The sequence below is a fragment of the Haloplanus salinarum genome (genome assembly GCF_009762275.1).
Lineage (GTDB): Archaea > Halobacteriota > Halobacteria > Halobacteriales > Haloferacaceae > Haloplanus > Haloplanus salinarum.
Map to the genome: position 1 here is coordinate 402,792 of NZ_CP034345.1, position 16,074 is coordinate 418,865.

17 protein-coding genes and 2 pseudogenes are annotated in these 16,074 nt (G+C 58.6%); 11 read left to right on the forward strand and 8 right to left on the reverse strand.

What is annotated here, in order from left to right; all coding sequences use genetic code 11:
- Window positions 1-552 precede the first annotated feature (552 nt).
- The 5 genes from EI982_RS03195 to EI982_RS03215 all read left to right on the forward strand — a co-directional run bounded on the left by EI982_RS03195 (window position 553) and on the right by EI982_RS03215 (window position 3,652).
- Window positions 553-924 (forward strand): TRAM domain-containing protein, encoded by a 372-nt coding sequence (locus EI982_RS03195; protein WP_233255277.1) that lies wholly within the window; start codon window positions 553-555, stop codon window positions 922-924.
- 155 nt (window positions 925-1,079) lie between these two features.
- On the forward strand, window positions 1,080-1,286 hold the full coding sequence (locus tag EI982_RS03200; protein WP_114587455.1) for a cold-shock protein: 207 nt from the start codon (window positions 1,080-1,082) through the stop codon (window positions 1,284-1,286).
- Between the two features lie 409 nt (window positions 1,287-1,695).
- On the forward strand, window positions 1,696-2,535 hold the full coding sequence (locus EI982_RS03205) for a ParA family protein (protein ID WP_157688107.1): 840 nt from the start codon (window positions 1,696-1,698) through the stop codon (window positions 2,533-2,535).
- Complete coding sequence (locus tag EI982_RS03210; protein ID WP_157688108.1) at window positions 2,532-2,933, forward strand: DUF7970 domain-containing protein; 402 nt, start codon at window positions 2,532-2,534, stop codon at window positions 2,931-2,933. The genes EI982_RS03205 and EI982_RS03210 overlap by 4 nt, the downstream gene beginning before the upstream one ends.
- A gap of 389 nt (window positions 2,934-3,322) precedes the next feature.
- Entirely contained in the window at window positions 3,323-3,652 is a 330-nt protein-coding gene (locus EI982_RS03215; RefSeq protein WP_199243716.1) for a hypothetical protein, read from the forward strand.
- Between the two features lie 489 nt (window positions 3,653-4,141).
- Here EI982_RS03215 and EI982_RS03220 read toward each other — a convergent pair.
- From EI982_RS03220 to EI982_RS03230, 3 genes and pseudogenes are all read right to left on the reverse strand, one after another.
- Window positions 4,142-4,348 (reverse strand): annotated as a pseudogene (locus tag EI982_RS03220) (SLC13 family permease); the annotation flags it as partial.
- A 12-nt stretch (window positions 4,349-4,360) separates the two neighbouring features.
- A complete protein-coding gene (locus EI982_RS03225; RefSeq protein WP_157687809.1) occupies window positions 4,361-4,999 on the reverse strand; it encodes an IS6 family transposase in 639 nt (212 codons plus the stop codon).
- A gap of 17 nt (window positions 5,000-5,016) precedes the next feature.
- Window positions 5,017-6,663, reverse strand: coding sequence for an SLC13 family permease (locus EI982_RS03230; protein WP_157688110.1), 1,647 nt, complete (start codon window positions 6,661-6,663; stop codon window positions 5,017-5,019).
- A 168-nt stretch (window positions 6,664-6,831) separates the two neighbouring features.
- On the opposite strand from EI982_RS03230, the gene EI982_RS03235 reads away from it, so the two are divergent.
- Both EI982_RS03235 and EI982_RS18895 read left to right on the forward strand, forming a co-directional pair.
- Window positions 6,832-7,458 (forward strand): peptide-methionine (S)-S-oxide reductase MsrA, encoded by a 627-nt coding sequence (locus EI982_RS03235; protein ID WP_157688111.1) that lies wholly within the window; start codon window positions 6,832-6,834, stop codon window positions 7,456-7,458.
- Window positions 7,445-7,603 carry a hypothetical protein gene (locus tag EI982_RS18895; protein WP_157688112.1) on the forward strand — a complete coding sequence of 53 codons (159 nt, stop codon included), beginning with the start codon at window positions 7,445-7,447 and terminating at the stop codon, window positions 7,601-7,603. Before EI982_RS03235 ends, EI982_RS18895 begins: the two co-directional genes overlap by 14 nt.
- A 173-nt stretch (window positions 7,604-7,776) precedes the next feature.
- Here EI982_RS18895 and EI982_RS03245 read toward each other — a convergent pair whose 3' ends face one another.
- Window positions 7,777-8,043 (reverse strand): RNA methyltransferase, encoded by a 267-nt coding sequence (locus EI982_RS03245; RefSeq protein ID WP_233255278.1) that lies wholly within the window; start codon window positions 8,041-8,043, stop codon window positions 7,777-7,779.
- 232 nt (window positions 8,044-8,275) lie between these two features.
- Window positions 8,276-9,493, reverse strand: coding sequence for an RNA-guided endonuclease InsQ/TnpB family protein (locus tag EI982_RS03250; protein ID WP_157688114.1), 1,218 nt, complete (start codon window positions 9,491-9,493; stop codon window positions 8,276-8,278).
- A 109-nt stretch (window positions 9,494-9,602) separates the two neighbouring features.
- On the opposite strand from EI982_RS03250, the pseudogene EI982_RS19105 reads away from it, so the two are divergent.
- Window positions 9,603-9,770 (forward strand): annotated as a pseudogene (locus tag EI982_RS19105) (RNA-guided endonuclease TnpB family protein); the annotation flags it as partial.
- 161 nt (window positions 9,771-9,931) lie between these two features.
- Here EI982_RS19105 and EI982_RS03260 read toward each other — a convergent pair.
- Entirely contained in the window at window positions 9,932-11,698 is a 1,767-nt protein-coding gene (locus EI982_RS03260) for an SLC13 family permease (RefSeq protein ID WP_157688115.1), read from the reverse strand.
- A 183-nt stretch (window positions 11,699-11,881) separates the two neighbouring features.
- Here EI982_RS03260 and EI982_RS03265 point away from each other — a divergent pair, with 183 nt between their 5' ends.
- Window positions 11,882-12,799 carry an acyltransferase gene (locus tag EI982_RS03265; RefSeq protein ID WP_157688116.1) on the forward strand — a complete coding sequence of 306 codons (918 nt, stop codon included), beginning with the start codon at window positions 11,882-11,884 and terminating at the stop codon, window positions 12,797-12,799.
- Between the two features lie 214 nt (window positions 12,800-13,013).
- On the opposite strand, the gene EI982_RS03270 is transcribed toward EI982_RS03265, so the two are convergent.
- Window positions 13,014-13,487, reverse strand: a complete 474-nt coding sequence (locus tag EI982_RS03270) for a universal stress protein (protein WP_157688117.1) — start codon at window positions 13,485-13,487, stop codon at window positions 13,014-13,016.
- A 423-nt stretch (window positions 13,488-13,910) separates the two neighbouring features.
- Entirely contained in the window at window positions 13,911-14,243 is a 333-nt protein-coding gene (locus EI982_RS03275; RefSeq protein ID WP_157688118.1) for a cupin domain-containing protein, read from the reverse strand.
- Window positions 14,244-14,487: 244 nt separating this feature from the next.
- On the opposite strand from EI982_RS03275, the gene EI982_RS03280 reads away from it, so the two are divergent.
- Both EI982_RS03280 and EI982_RS03285 read left to right on the forward strand, forming a co-directional pair.
- Window positions 14,488-15,513, forward strand: coding sequence for an amidohydrolase family protein (locus tag EI982_RS03280; RefSeq protein ID WP_157688119.1), 1,026 nt, complete (start codon window positions 14,488-14,490; stop codon window positions 15,511-15,513).
- 299 nt (window positions 15,514-15,812) lie between these two features.
- A complete protein-coding gene (locus EI982_RS03285; protein WP_157688120.1) occupies window positions 15,813-15,992 on the forward strand; it encodes a type II toxin-antitoxin system HicB family antitoxin in 180 nt (59 codons plus the stop codon).
- The last annotated feature ends 82 nt before the right edge of the window (window positions 15,993-16,074 follow it).

The following is a 16,074-nucleotide window of genomic DNA, read 5'->3' on the forward strand; positions in this document are numbered from 1 at the left end:
GATGCGATCCACAAAAACGTGTGCGGGTGGTTTCCGGAAGCACCCGTTATACCATCGTGCCGTCATCAAATACTGCTCGTTAGGAACTCAATTCACGGAATTTGTGGATCTGGGGAGAGGGGGGCTTTTCGGAAGTTCCGGAAATACCGCGGCGTCTTTAACCAACAGATGGCGGTGGTAATATCCATTGTTAGTTAACACCGAGACACAGCTCTATCGATGTGTTTCGACGAGTGGTAACCCTCTACATTCGATCCTGGCTTCTGACACCCCCGTCGATCGTTCGGAGCAGATAGGAACCGATACTGCCGTGTTCCGCGCGTCAACAGTTTCTCTTTCGTTCACGATGCGGATGATCGCGAACTGTAGGAGGTACTCGGGTCTGTGCGCTGTTCTTTGGGACGTTACCTTGCTCGTCCACGCAAGAAAGGTACCTTCAAAACCGTAGACCGTTTTTAATCGTGCGGAGGGATACCGTCGATGATGGAGTTTTTAGATTCGTTGCTGTGCATGTTCACCAGTCGGGTAACGGGCCGAAATGGGTCGTACACCTTGGAGATCCCAGAGCAGGAAATCGAGGTAGGATCGTTGGAGGAGGGGAAGAGATACAGAGTGGCGTTGTTCGACGCTAGCGAGGTCGGAGCCGTCGAGGTAGGTGGCAATTCATCCGGTGTTACGGGTCACGTGTCGGGGACACAGCAGCAACCGAATAACAGTGAGGTGTTGGATCAGCCACCTGTAAATGAAGGCGAGATCCGAGAAGTCGAAATCGAGGATATCGGTGAGAAAGGGGATGGTATCGCACGGATTCCTCCTGGCTACGTCGTATTCGTCGAGAACACCAGTCCAGGGGACCGGGTCCGGATCGAAATTACTGAAGCACGGGATAACTTCGCGTTCGCAGACGTCGTCGGCCAAATCTAACGCTCGTGCCGACTAGCGAGGCTATAACGCTCATCCAGACCTCCTTGTTTCATCTCTCCGCGGCTGAACTGATACTTCAGCAGGCCTGCGAATGGAGTCGTGGTACCTCGACCCTCGGAAAGGTTATACCGTAGCCGCCCCTCCGTTCGTATGTAATGGCAAACGGTACGGTTGATTTCTTCAACGACACAGGCGGTTACGGTTTCATTTCGACTGACGACGGCGACCTCGACGACGACGAAGACGTCTTCTTCCACATGGAGGACGTTGGCGGCGAGGACCTCACGGAAGGTACCGAAGTCGAGTTCGACATCGAGTCCTCACCCAAAGGGCCTCGCGCGGCGAACGTCGTCCGACAGTAATACCGAGATACGGCTGTCGTTCACAGCGACAGACAACCATCTCGATTTTTTCGACAGTTACGGATCCGAGCCGACGCTATCCCCACACTCAGTCCGTGACCTACTGGTCTTCAGCAGAGTCGCCGAAGCCCATCCAACTGGCACCGCATACGACCTCACCCGACCGAGTAGTACCGAAAACGGTTGACGGACTTTACTCAGAACGTTCCCGAACGCTCCCAATAGTAGTCCGCTCGACTCACGAACGGACGCCCCACTGTACTGAATGACTTGATCGAATAGTTATATTATCTCGTTCATTAGAATAGCTATACCTTATAGTCGTATTGTATAGCTATACCATTTAGCTATACTTCCTAGCTACACCGTCTGACTTAGTTTTATAATCTACCCGTTGCTTGCTACGCTCATGTTAGCCTACACGACATACTCGGAGGCCGGTGGGGTGGGCAAATCCACGCTCGCGGCCAATCTGGCAGTCGCCGACGCACGGGACGGTCGGGACGTGCTCGTCGTGGACCTGGATCCACAGGAGGCATCGGTTTCGCACCTCTTGGACGTGGGCGAACATAGGGACGATCCCAAAGCCGACTCGCTGGTTCGGCATATGGTCGAACGGAAGCGGGGCCCCTTCGAGGACCTCATCGAATCCAGTGAGGAGGTCGACGTCATCCCCGCTCACAACAGCCTCGAACGTCTCAACAAGCATCTCGCCAGGCGTGAAGAGGAGGCCAACGACTTCGGCGAGAACTGGAATCGGAACGTCCAGTTGCTTCGTGTCCTCCGAGAGAACGACGTCCACGAACGATACGACACACTGATCGTGGACCCACCAGCGACGGCGGACGTTAAATTGTATAACGCTATACACACCACGCGGTCGCTCCTCGTCCCGTTCGAACCGTCCGGGAAGGGGCGCAAGTCGGTCGACGGACTGGAGGATCTCGTCCCCGGGCTCGAGGAGAACCTCGACATCAACGTGGGCGTGCTTGCTATCGTCCCAAACCGATTCAAAGGGACCAACGACCAACAGGACATGCTCGACGAGCTGCGCTCACGTGAGTACGACATCCCGGTGATACTGAAAGAGCGTGGGTCGCTCTTCGAGGGGTGTTGGCGACAGCAGTGCTCCGCGTTCAAGTATGTCGAGGAACATCGGGAGAGACGGAGGGACTACGAACTAGAGACGCTGGAGCGCTTGGAGACACTCGCCGATCACCTGCGAAAGACCGTGGAGGCTCCAGCATGAAGTCCGGTGCTGGCGACGATCCGTTTGCAGACGACAGCCCGCTGGACGAGTCCGACGAGATGCCCGACGGAAACGACGCGCCGGCAGACGACGAGAAGCCATCCCAATCATCGACTGCGGAAGAGAGGGAGACAACGCCCCGACCGCAGACCCAGACTCAGACGCTCCCTTACAAATACCGGCGCGACTCGGTCAAGCAGGGTCGAAATCAGCAACCAGTGTTCCTCCAGTCCGCTACGGAGGAGTTGATCGAAGAAACGATGGACAGTGTCGAAGATCGATTCGACGAAGCCATCTACAAGACGGACGTCGTCGAGGCAATGTTGGTAGCCGGCGGCGAGGGGACGACTCCGGAGGCTGTGCTCCAGCGATGGGGATACGGGATGAAGAATCGATGAAGAAGCTCGTATCTCCCTTGTCGGAACGATCGATGGGGCTCGTCGGCAGTCACCACCCCAGAGCGACCCCGAGCCGTTCGATATTCGCACCAGAATACTGGTATGAATCGTGGCGCTAGCGGAACCTGTCCGGACGCGTGCCGCCCCGGGCAAGGTGCGTGTGATCCCCGGTCGCTACCATCGTCGCACCCCCTGCCAGTCTCTCCCTGGACACGCACTTTCTGTCGGCACGCCATCCCGGACGTCCGAATCCGTCCCTCATCGCAAAGGATCTACTGAGAGATATCGATGGAAGTCGTCAGCTGTTGCTGTGTTTCCAGCCCCGATTGGAAGCGATTGAAAACTTCTGTTTGGTGCTGTGGGCAGGCCATGAGGGCGACTGCTCCGGTTTGGATCGGGATTACTGGTTGATGGGGATTGTAGTGTGTGAGCTGACAGCTGGGGCAGCGGATACCTCCGGCCGGTCGATGCGCTATGATATCTGCTCTACCAGTAGTAGTGAGCCCGCAGATAGAAACGAACTGGTCGACGTGGTCCCCGCAACCGACGATAGGGATGGTAAGCTGATCCAGAAGCAGGAACGAAACACTGTGGTCGTCGTGGCTGTGGAGAGCGGATTCACACTCCTCGCACTGGATCGGTGGATGGCCTTGTGTGTCGTCGGGAGCCGGTCGAGTAGCATCTACTGGAGACATACTGAGAGGATACAGAACGGTTGAGTCGCCAGACAGGTAAGTTATGGGAACAGGAGGATCACACGGCGTTCGGAAGTAACTCTCCAGATTACTGAATCGCTCTTGACGTGACAGGACACCCACTCATACTGTTTATTGTAAGTCATTACCGGTGGTTCGCCGGACCGTCTCGGCGAACCACCGGCAACCAGTTACAATAATCCGTATCAGTCCACGAAAGCCATGTCACCGCCTAATCCGATAGCAGGGTTCCAGATGCTCTTCACGAACGACGAGCCGAGCGCCATATTGGAGCGCCGCCGACTGTGACCCGAAGACACCATCCTCGACGAGCCTGTCGAGACGGGCACCGAGTTCCGACCGGAGAGAGACCGAAACGGACTGTCGGTCACGGCCCACACCGCAATACAGTCTATGCGATTGTACGAATATTTCCCAGTCATCGCTCGAGTTCGGATACTATCTTGGGACCGTCGCCCCGGGATTTCACATGAATAATCGTTGCAACCTTCGTTAGACCCCCCAGAAAACGGCGATCCCGAGCGTCGTGACGACGGCCAAGATCACCTGGAGGGGCCCGCCGACTCGGATGTAGTCACCGAAATCGTATCCACCGGGCCCGTAGACGAAGAGGTTGGTCTGATACCCAACCGGCGACATGAACGCCGTGCTGGCGGCGAACGTGACTGCAAGAACGAAGGCAAATGCGTTGGCGTTCAACTTGGGGTCGCGTTAACTTTGGCATCGATTCCACCAGACGGCGAGGGCTTGGAGCCACGATTCTGCTGTCGTCGGCTCCACGTGGCTGAACGTATTTGAAAACGAAGAGGTTCGTCGTTTTATCTCACGAAATAGACGTTCGACGGCATTCCGATTGCCATGGTGTTCGTATCTGCAATCGAGGCCGTGTCGATCGAGGGCAGTTTGGAGCCATTGAGCGTCGTCGACGAGAAACACGGCGGTTTCGACATCGTGTTTCTGGCGTAATTCACTCAGGAAGATTTCGGTTAAACCGGTCGTATACGTGCTAAAAAGCCGAATATGAAGGAATGTGTTCGTTTCAGGATCGATGGCGGCGTACAGCCAGTATTGCTGATCGTTGATTCGAATCACGGTTTCGTCAAGCGCAACGTGATTCGGGCTCGCACCGCCTTCGGGCTGTAGATCGGCCTTCTGCACCCAGTTGTGGACGGCCGTTCGAGAGCGTTCGACACCCAACCTTTCAAGAATCGAGATGGTATTCGAAAGTGATAGTCCTGCCACGTGCATCTGAATACCGAGTCGCATCGCGAACTCGGGTGTCCGCTGACGCTCCACAAAATCTAATTCGATCCAGTCGCTATCGTCGCTGAGGCGTGTGATTTCTGGCATAGAGCACTACGAAATCATCACGCCTCACTCTTCACGCTTAACTTGACACGACCCAACTTGGCGGCCGCGTCGACAGCGACGGGGATGAGCAACACGACGCTGGCCTGGTTGCTAACGAGGTTAGTAATCGCAGCGGTCAGCAGATAGAACAGTCCGAGGACGGCGATCGCGGGCAAGAACTCAGCCGTCGAGACGACGAGCGTACCGAGCAGGTTGGCACCGCCCGTCTCCGAGAGTGCTCTGCCGAGCGGGATGACGCCGGCGAGGAGGAAGATCACATCCCACTGCACGGCCTCGTAGGCCTCCGCTGGCTTGACGATCCCGGTTACGATCATCACGAGGACGCCGCCGAGCGCGGCGACCATGACCGGGAGAATTCCGAGGGCTGCCAAGCCGATGACTGAGAGTACAACGCCGACTGCGAGTGGGAGTTTCGACGACCGGAACTGCTGGAGGGCGAGTTCGCCAGCCACGATCACGTTCGGATCGTCGGCGAGTCGGTCGACAGTGTCCGGTTCGGACTCGATGAGGAGCAGGTCGCCCGGACGGATTCGATACTCCGTGAGGCGTTCGTAGGCGGTCTCACCGCCACGGCGGATGGCCAGCACAGCCGTCTGATACTGGTCTTGAAACCGTGACGACTCGACCGTTTCGCCGACGAGATCCGACCCGGCGGTGACGACGATTTCGCTGAGCGTTTGCCCGGGGCCGAGCGCATCGAGCCCACCTGGCGGCATGACTTCCGGAACGAACTCGATCCCCTCTACCTCGTGTAGCGTCCGTAACGCGTCTTCCGTGAGCCGGATCGTGAAGGTGTCCCCCTCCCGTATCGTCATCGACAGTCTCGGCTCTCGATGATAGGTACCAGCACGAATCAGTTGAGTGACGTTCGCTTCGAAGTCGACCTCTTCGAGCGCTTCCCGGATCGTCGAGCCGATGAACGGTGATTCTTTCCCCACGATCACCTCGGTGAGAAACTCCTCTTTTTGTGTTGTTTCGAGCTTGCTTCGGGGCGTCACGTGGGACGGAGCAAGCCAGTACCCGACCGTAAGGAGGTACAACCCGGTGACGAGAAACACCACGAGCCCGAGGTGGGTGAACTCGAACATCGAGAACGCGTGCAAGGAGGGATAGTCGGCGGCGAGTCGACTCGCCACGTCGCTGGCCAGAAGGTTTGTCGATGTTCCAATGAGCGTGAGCATCCCACCAGCCATCGACGCGTAGGAGAGGGGAATGAGCAACTTCGACGGCGATGTCCCGTTCTCGTGAGCGAGATCGCTCACCATCGGCAACAAGACGGCCACGGCAGCGGTGTTGTTGATAATTCCCGAGAGCGGGCCGACGAGCCCGACCGTTGCGCCGAGTTGCTTGTGTTCGCTCTCGCCCGTGTAGGAGGCGACCGTCTTTTCGAGACGCTGAATCGCACCCGTCCGCCGGACGCCTTCGCTCAGGATCATCATCGCGAGAATCGTGATCGTTGCGGGGTTCGAGAAGCCGGAGACGCCCTCGCGCGGCGAAACGCCCGTCCACGGACCGAGTATCATCAGCGTGACCATGATCCCGATCGCTGTGACGTCGATCGGGACCGGCTCGGTGACGAACAAAACGAAAGCGACGAAAATAATCAGAAAGATGAGGAGCGTCCCAACGGTCACTGCGGCCATCGATATATGCTAACAATCATGGTGGTAGTTGGATGTACTGGTCGATGATGCGTCTCGCCAAACACATCGTCGCAGCGCCCAGCATTAGTGTATGCGCCGATAATACGTAGTGAGATGCGACTCAGTCCAGGACGGGCGGTCCGCGGACTCTATAGACGGCTCAACCCAATGACGCTCACACCAGCGACAATACGCGAATACGATGCACAGGCGGCCGACCGGGAGACGACTGACACGGCGACGTTCGGCCTCGGGTGTTTCTGGGGTCCCGATGCGCGGTTCGGTGCCATGGACGGCGTGGTCCGCACACGCGTCGGGTACGCTGGTGGGACGAAGCCCGACCCATCCTATCACTCGTTGGGAGATCATACCGAGGTGATTCAGGTCGACTTCGATCCGGACATCGTCACGTACCGTGATCTCGTCGAAGACGTGTTTCAGCAACACGATCCGCAGACACAGCCACGCAAAACGCAGTATCAAAACGTCGTGTTCGCGTCGACGGCCACCCGACGGACGGCGGTCGACACGGTACTCGCGGCGAGCGGGTACACTGCTGACGGCGTCGAGACGCGTCTCGAGCGGCTCTCACGGTTCTACCCGGCGGAGGACTACCACCAGAAGTACAGGCTTCGCTCGGCATCGTCGTTCCTGAGTGCCTTCGAGGAGGCTGGATACACTGACGAGGAGATCCGTGAATCCCCCATTGCGGCAAAGCTGAACGGCTACGTGGCGGGACACGATGTCGACATTGAGGTGGATCTGCCAGCCCCCGACCAGCATGCATCGGGGTGACCCGGCTGCGGGCGGATTCGGGACCACCCGCGACATCGCCGTTCGGGGCGACCTCCAGCGTAGCGAGGACGCCGTCGAAGCCTGCACCGGAACCGATATCGAGCACCGTCTCGCCGGGCCGCATCTCGGCGAACGCCGTCGGTGACCGACGCGACACCGGCCGCATCGTAGCCGAGGCGGCGTGGCGTCGCGGTCCGGCCGATAGTAGCCTTTGTAAGTCATCTGACACCTGATCGCACGCTGTCATGCGATCAGGTGTGCGGACAGTTACAAACGCTACTATACTATCCGATCATCGACCGGAGCGGGGTTCGGACATCACGCTTTGGCGTCGGCCCCACTGTCGTCGGGAGTCCCGTCCTCGGCAACCGTCATCTCGATGTCATCGATCGAGTAGTCTTTGCGACTGAGACGTTCGGCGATCAGCCACTTCCGGAGGCGGTCGAGTTGTTCCCAGTGGAGGTGTGCCGGCGGGTCCGCAGCCAGCGCATTGAATCGCTCGACAACGACGGTGTTGACGAATCGATCGAACTCGCCGCACACCGGGCAGGTCCGAGACAGATGTGACACGTCGAACTCACGCATAACAGTCTCCTCCATACAGCCGATGCATCGGTATTCCGAAGCCTGACTCACACACTCCATTGGGGGGCAACGGCCTTGTATTCAGGGATCGGACCGCTGTGACTGGACGGGGCCGGCGTTGCGGCGTACCGTCCACGTTGCACTCGACGTGGACAGTACTGACGCAGCACTGCGTCAACTGCCCCGCGCACGGTGGCGCGGGGCTTGTCAGTGAACTCGACCTCTGCCGGCGTTAGTCGGACGGGACGAATCCCCGATTCGGCGTCACCGTTCCTGACTTCAGGGCGAGTTGACTGTCGCCCGTCCGCCGCGAGGACTGTAGCCCGCGACAGACGTACCGCCACCCAACGTTCTTCGCACCCACGTAATCTGCATTCTGAGTTGCACCGCACGATTCACACTCGAACTCCGCCTGTCGCACTCGGTTCCCCTTGCTCGTATGCCCGCATTCGGGACACCGCCGACTCGTGTTTTTCGGGTCTACAAACTCGACGCTAATCCCCTCGGCTTCCGCTTTGTACTCCACGAGGTCAACGAGTTGCCGGTGCGCCCACTGGTGGAACTCTTTGACGGGCGGCGCACGCTCCCTGATGTGTTTCAGATTCTCGAAAGCGATGTACTCACAGTCGTGTGTTCGTGCTTCTTCGAGAATCTGGTTAGCGACTTGATGGAGGTGGTCACGGAGATACCGTGATTCCCTACCGCTCATCTGCCGAATTGTCCGATGGGCGGATTGTGTACCAGTCTGCTGGAGATTACCGCGAATCCGCTCGAACTCTCGATGTCGGTGCCTGAGTTCTCTCCCTGATGCGAAGTGCGCTGTGCTGGTGGTAGCGATGTTGACGATACCGAGGTCAACGCCGAGAACTGTCCTGTCCTCGTCGTCACCCTGTGTTTCAACCTGTTTCTCGGGCTTGTCTTTGCGAAACCCGAGGTGCAGGTAGTATTCGCCATCACGCTTTGATAACGTAGACTCTGTTACTTCCCACTCGTCATCGGTGAGGTATTCGTGTTGATACCCGTCTTCTTCGTCGGGAAGGTTCAGGTCACACCGAATCCGACCCTCGACGGTAGAAAGCGACACAGACCCGTCATCGAACAGCGTCATCGTCCGGGTATCGTATTTCACCGTGTTACTGGTGAACTCCGGTCGGGACGTTTTGTAGTGTTCATCAAGGTTTTCGATTGCGTCGACACCATCGAGTGCGGCTGCAGCCTGATGGGTGGCGAGAATTGCGTGCTGACTCCCGAGGTGTGTCTCCTCCAACACCGTGTCGTAGGCGAGGTCTTGGAGGTAGGTTTTCCGCGTCTCACCTGTGTCCCATCCGATGCGACTGCTGATGTTACAGGCATCTTTCCACTCGTTGATGCTGACATCGAGCAAGTCCTGTTGCTCGTCGGTGAGGATAGGACGGGTGATTGCGGTACGCCTCAGGTAGCCGTCTGCCACGAGTTTCAATAGATAGTAGAGGTACTTAATAGTCCGTGGATTGTGGCAGCGAGTGTCGGCTTCAACCCCGCCCACGGTGGGGCGGGGAATCCGCCTCGCTACCTAGTCTGAAAACAGCGTTGATACGTTCCTCTGGTCGGCGCAGTACGTTGTTGACCACGCGTTCAAAGGCGAGTACGTCACTACCAGCAAGACGACGCTGGATGAGGAAACCTACGATGACGTGCGCTTGAACAGCGGGACGTTGAACGTGAATGGAGGCTACTCTCCTGCCGCAACTGGGGTCAGAACGGGAGTCCACGCTGAATCCCACCGCTTCAGCGGTGGATAGCTCAATTGCAGGGGTGTTACTGCTCGGGGTCGTCCGCGCCGAGTCGCCCGTGGATCAATCGACGACAGCGGTCACGTGATACGAGGTGAGAAAGTCCGAGCACCCGGTCAGAACACCACGGGAGCCACCATCCCGGCCCACGGGGGGATTTCAGTGAGTGAGATCCCCCAGATCAACGGGAGCCACGTCATTGCCAGTAGGATCACGAGGAAGATCCCTATGATGTTGAGTCCGAACCCGGTTTTGGCCATCTGTGGCATGGAAATGTATCCCGTGCCGAAGACGACGGCGTTCGGAGGCGTCGCAACGGGCAACATGAACGCAAAGGAGGCGGCGGTCGCGGCGGCGATCATGATCCCGTACGGGTGAACCGAGAGTCCGACCGCCAGCGACGCCATGATCGGCATCAACATCGCGGTCGTCGCGGTGTTTGACGTGACTTCGGTCATAAATATAGTCAATAGGACGACGACGGACATAACTAGCACGATCGAGACACCCTCAAGACCGCCGAGTTGGCCACCGATCCACTCGGCGAGGCCGGTTTCCTGGAACCCGGCGGCGATCGAGAGCCCGCCACCGAACAGGAGGATGATCCCCCAAGGGATATTGACGGCGGTCTCCCAGTCGAGCAGGAAAGTAAAGGAGCCGTCCTCCTCGCGAGCGGGGATCAGAAAGAGCACCAGCGCGGCGGCAATCGCGATCATGCTGTCGGCGATACCGGGAATGAAGGGTTGGAGGACGAACGATCGTGAGATCCACGCAGCCGCCGTCCCGGTGAAGACAACGAGAACGAGTTTCTCTTCGCGCGTCATCGATCCGAGCGCGTCGAGTTCCTCGTCGATGACATCCATACCCCCGGGGAGGCTGTCCATCTCCGGAGGGATGATGAACCGAGTGACGTACACCCAGATGATCCCGACCCCGAGGGCAGCAATCGGGACGCCATAGAGCATCCACTGGGCGAACGTGATCGTCTGATTGAACGTCTCGTCGATCGCACCGACCAGCACGAGGTTCGGCGGCGTCCCGATGATCGTCCCGACGCCACCGACAGAGGCCGAATAGCCGATACAGAGCATCAACGCTGTACCGAACTTGAATTCGCCTTGTGCGGTCGGGACGTCCCCGCCGGTCCGGTCGATAATATCGCTCGTCTGGAGGATCACGGCGAGCCCGATGGGTGTCATCATCATCGTCGTCGCGGTGTTAGAGACCCACATCGAGAGGAACGCCGTCGCGACCATGAACCCGAGAATGATGCGCTCCGGGCCGGTACCGATCACCCGGATCGTCCGGAGCGCGATGCGCCGGTGGAGATCCCAGCGCTGCATCGCCATCGCAATAAAGAACCCACCCATGAACAGGAAAATCAGATCATTAGCGTATGGTGCGGTAGCCGCGTCCACGTCGAGTGCTCCGGTAAGCGGGAATAACACGATCGGCAACAGTGATGTCGCCGGGATCGGGATCGCCTCGCCGATCCACCACACTGCCACCCACGCCGTGGTCGCGGCGACTGCTTGCCCGCCTGTCGATAATCCCTCGGGGGTCGGCACGAGCATGATCGCCACGAACAACAACGGGCCCAGGACCAACCCGATCTTCTGCCGGCGGCCGTACTGGCCGCCGACATCGAACGCCGACCCGTCATCACCATCGTCATTACCCCCGCCACCCTCGCCGCCGGCCGCCTGTTCCCCCTCGTCGCGACCGCCGTCGGTGGCGAGTCTCTCGGCCAACTCCCGCTCCTCCGGCGTCAGGTCCGAATAGTCGAGGAGTGCGGTCGGGCGCATCCGGAGAGCGTTCCTAGTGTGGCGGTCGAGTTGCCAACAGTACTCCCATACCCGTTCCAGAAGCAATCGATCTTTCATGATGATTACGTCAAACGACGACTAATTAATTTTTGTGCCACGAGTCACCCGCTCTGTTGGGTAACCTATCGGGTAGGTGGTCCCACTTCGGGCAATGAGTATTATGAACTATACAATACGGATATATTGTATAAAAATTTCTCGTCGTAATGTATATCTTACCCTGTTAACACGTAACACGATATGACCAAGCGACGGGTTTCACTCTCTCCCGAGGTTCAGGGACGAATCGATCAGTTCGTCGAGAGCGTCGATACACGCCTCGCCTCGAACGAGGATACCGCAGCCGTCGTCCAGGAAGTCCTCGCCCGACTCCACGGTGACGGTGGGGTCTACGACCGATGGCAGTCGGGAAACCAAATCTCGACTGACGAACAGGTCAGGCTCGACGCCTACGACCCCCGTCGCGTGACCGTGAAGGCCGACCACTGGGCGGAAACAGATGCCGAACAGTTCCAGAAATCCAAGCCCCTCCAGTGGCTCTGGAAGGGATTCGACGTGTCTCCGCTGGCCCGCGACCTTGCTATCGGAATACCATTTAGGCAGATGATCGCGAACCACCTGTTCGCCGAAGCGGGTGAGGATCTTCAGCTGTTCCATGGTATCACGTTCTCTTACGGCCACAACATCGAGATGGGGGACAGGACGGTCGTCCATGGAGATGTCCTCCTCGACGACCGGGGGGAACTCGAGGTCGGCAACCGTGTCTCTATCGCGGAAGGGGCGACCATTCACAGTCACGGCCACGATATCGTCGACCAGACCGACGTATCGATCTACCGTACCGTTATCGAGGACGACGCCCGTCTTGCGTCCGACTCGATGATCGGTGCTGGCTCTCGCGTTGGTCGCAACGCCATGGTCGGCGCCAAATCGGTCGTCCACGGTAACGTGCCAAACCATCATGTCGCCGTCGGGACGCCGGCAAAGAGCGTCAAGGTCAAACCAGGCTGGGAATCCGTTACTGACGACCCCGGGACTCTCGAAGACGACCGTGAGGAGCGCCACATCGAGTACACGCTCTCGGATGACGTCGAACGGATCGACGAGTTCCAGCGGAACCTCGCACCACCGGACACGGACGACATGCCCGACTCCTAATACGGAGTATCACAACGGTTTCCGGATGGGTCGCCGGACCGTCTTGGCGAACCACCGGTACTGATTTATAAACCGTATCGTTCGGCTCAGTATCACGACTGTGTTACCCAGACCGCCGACTGTGTGTGCTCCGGGTCGTAGTCGTCACTCCGTCGATTTCGTGCACGCTCGCGTCTAATACTCGAAGTTTCGTCTCCGGATCGGAGCGGTCCTGCTACGACTCCGACGCGTCCTTGGGTACCAGCGTCACCGGCCGATCACTGGCCAAAATCACTGCCTGCGCGACGCTGCCAAACAACACCTTGCCGACCGGTGATCGGCCGCTCACGCCGAGGGCGATCACGTTGCTGTCACGCTCCTCCGCAAACTCAAGGATTTCCACGGCTGGCTCGCCACTCCGCTCGTGAACGGTGAACGTGATGTCGCTCCCCTCGAGGAGATCGACAGCGGTTTCTACCGCCGAGGGAATGCGATCGACGTTGCGAAGCTCCTCGGCCATCTCCTCGGTGAAAGTATCGCTGAAGCCCTCACCGGCGGCCCACTGGGCGTCACTTGTCGGCGTCTCCTCGTGGACATGGACGATATCAACGGCGATGTCACCGGCGGCCACTGGGATATCGAAAACGGCCTCAACCTGTGCGCGTGCTCGCACTTCGCTCTTATCGATCGGGAGCAGGACACGGTACATACCCGATTATTCTAGCTTGAATAGTAAATATGTTCATCTTTGTGGATTGACCTCTTCCCACCCCTGAAGTGGTTGGATTCCCAAGCGCTGGGATATTAGGGTTTGCAGTCCCCCGGTTCTCTCGGTGTGAACCGTCCGCTCTCGCGGTCAGACAGGAAGACTCCGGGCCGGGCCAACCAGCCGTTACTCATATCCCCCGGTTGGTGAGCCTATTGAAAACATCGTGGACGAATATACAGAATCGTAACCCTGACTCAATGGGTGTTCGTGGCTCTGCTGAAATCCGACAAAGCTGCTAAAACTGGTGTGCGAGATACACGCGCTGTATTCATGGGCTGACCAAGGTCCCCGATCGCTATCAGTAGCGACGCGACCAATTTAGAGGCTGAGTTCGGCAGTTGTTCGCGGGAGCAGATTAGCTCTTCAAAGCCCTTGGCCGAGGACGGAGTCTTCCGCACTCGCAAAGACGACGAGGGCCGTGATTTTATCTTCGATGTCAAAAAAGTCGTGTTCGGCTCCCTGTTCCACATAGACCACGTCACCCTCGTCGACAGCATACCGCTCATCTTCAACGTGGACCATCCCCGACCCGGAGATGATGAAGTAGAGTTCGTCAGTTTTGTGGGTCGTCTTTGGCTCAGGATTGGGGTACTGCGCAAGTTCGACGCTCAGCGCGTCCTTGCTCAGTACTTCCAAGTAGTTCGTGTTTTCCTGTTCAAATTTGTCGACTAAGTCGCTCGTCGAAACGTGGGTCATCAGGAGAAGTTATACGTTCCATATCCGATGAATACTGTGATTTCTTGCACAAGCCGTCGCTGTCGAGATTGTCCCCTCGATCCGTCACAATCGTATTGATCGCTCCATTCCGTGTCAGAAGCGGCGTACAAGATGTAGAGGATACAGTCGGCAGAAAACCGGGAACGGTTCCTAGACGGCTGACGTTTGATCGTCCCCCACGACCACCACGAGACACATATAGCCTCGCCAGTCTCTCTGTAGCATGGAGAAGATCGAGGGAATCGTCCTCGCTGGGCAGTCGTTCGAGCCGATCCACGGCCGGGTCGTCGTGGAGGGAGGTCGTATCACGGCCGTCGATGAGATACCTGAGCGCGACGGCGACCCGAGCCGCATCATCCTGCCGGCGTTCGTAAACGCGCACACCCACATCGGGGACTCGGTCGCTAAAGAAGCAGCCGTCGGACTCGGCCTTGAAGAGGCGGTGGCCCCGCCCGACAGCCTGAAACACCGACGGTTGGCGGCGGCCGATCGCGAGACGCTGGTCGAGGCGATGCATCGCACGCTCCGGTTCATGGAACGAACTGGAACGGCCGCCTTCCTCGACTTCCGCGAGTTCGGCGTCGAAGGTACCCGGACGCTACGCGAGGCCGCCGAGGGCCTCGACATCGAGGACTTCGTCTTCGGAAGCGAGAACCCTGCGGTCCTGGATATAGCCGACGGATTCGGTGCTAGCGGGGCTAACGACGGCGATTTCACCGACCAGCGAACGGCCGCGAGAGAGCGTGGCGTCCCGTTCGCCATTCACGCCGGCGAGCCTGACGCCACCGACATCCATCCAGCGCTGGATCTGAACCCGGATCTGCTGATCCACATGGTCCACGCCGAAGTCGATCACCTGGAACGGGTCGCAGACCAGGGAGTCCCAATCGCGGTCTGCCCCCGTGCGAACCGTGTCCTCGGGGTCGGCCGGCCGCCGGTCGAGACGCTGCTCGAGTACACCGACGTGGCGCTCGGGACGGATAACGTGATGCTGAACGGGCCTTCGATGTTTCGCGAGATGGAGTACACCGCGAAGACGTTCGACCTCCCCTCGCGGACGGTGCTTCGGATGGCGACGGCCGCTGGAGCCGACGCAGTCGGCCTCGACTGTGGCGTCATCGAGCCGGACCGCCGCGCCGCGCTGCTGGTGCTCGACGGCGATTCGGACAACCTCTCTAGCGTTTCGGATCCGGTCGATGCGGTGGTCCGACGGGCGACAGCGCTCGATATTCGGCGCGTTATCTGCTGAACGGCAAAACGGTCCGATCCTCGTATCCCCCTCCGGCGCGAACCCCGCATACACGCCCTCTATGCAGCACGCCGTTCAGCCGCAGAGGATTTCAACAGAGGCGTCTAATTGTAGTTCAATCCGTCTCGCGAATGGTCTCTGACCACAGAGGCCCGTCCTTTCAGCTGGATTTTTGAGGTCAATAGCCGGGCCAGTTATGTTCCAAGCACGGCGTTTGACTCCCCTCTCGAAGGCATATCAGCAGTAACCACAATGTGGGTAGTGTGAGCTAGGCCCGTGATCCCGACGATGCTGGCAACGTGACACTTACCCTCGAAGATGAGTGGTGCGTCGCCCGCGACGAGGAGACGGGTGTTGCGAGTCAAGGGAAAACACGGGCTAAGGCCCTCGCAAATCTCGCTGAGGCGCTCGAACTGCATGAGCGCCCGGTCCCCGAGGACGAAGATGTCGACGAACCATCGACGGCACCGTGGTTGTAGCGAGGAACAGCGCTTAGAAGGGCCCCCCTTCTAGCGGTTTTTGTTTCCAGCAGGAGTTGTGTCTGGTAGTGGCGCGGCGTAC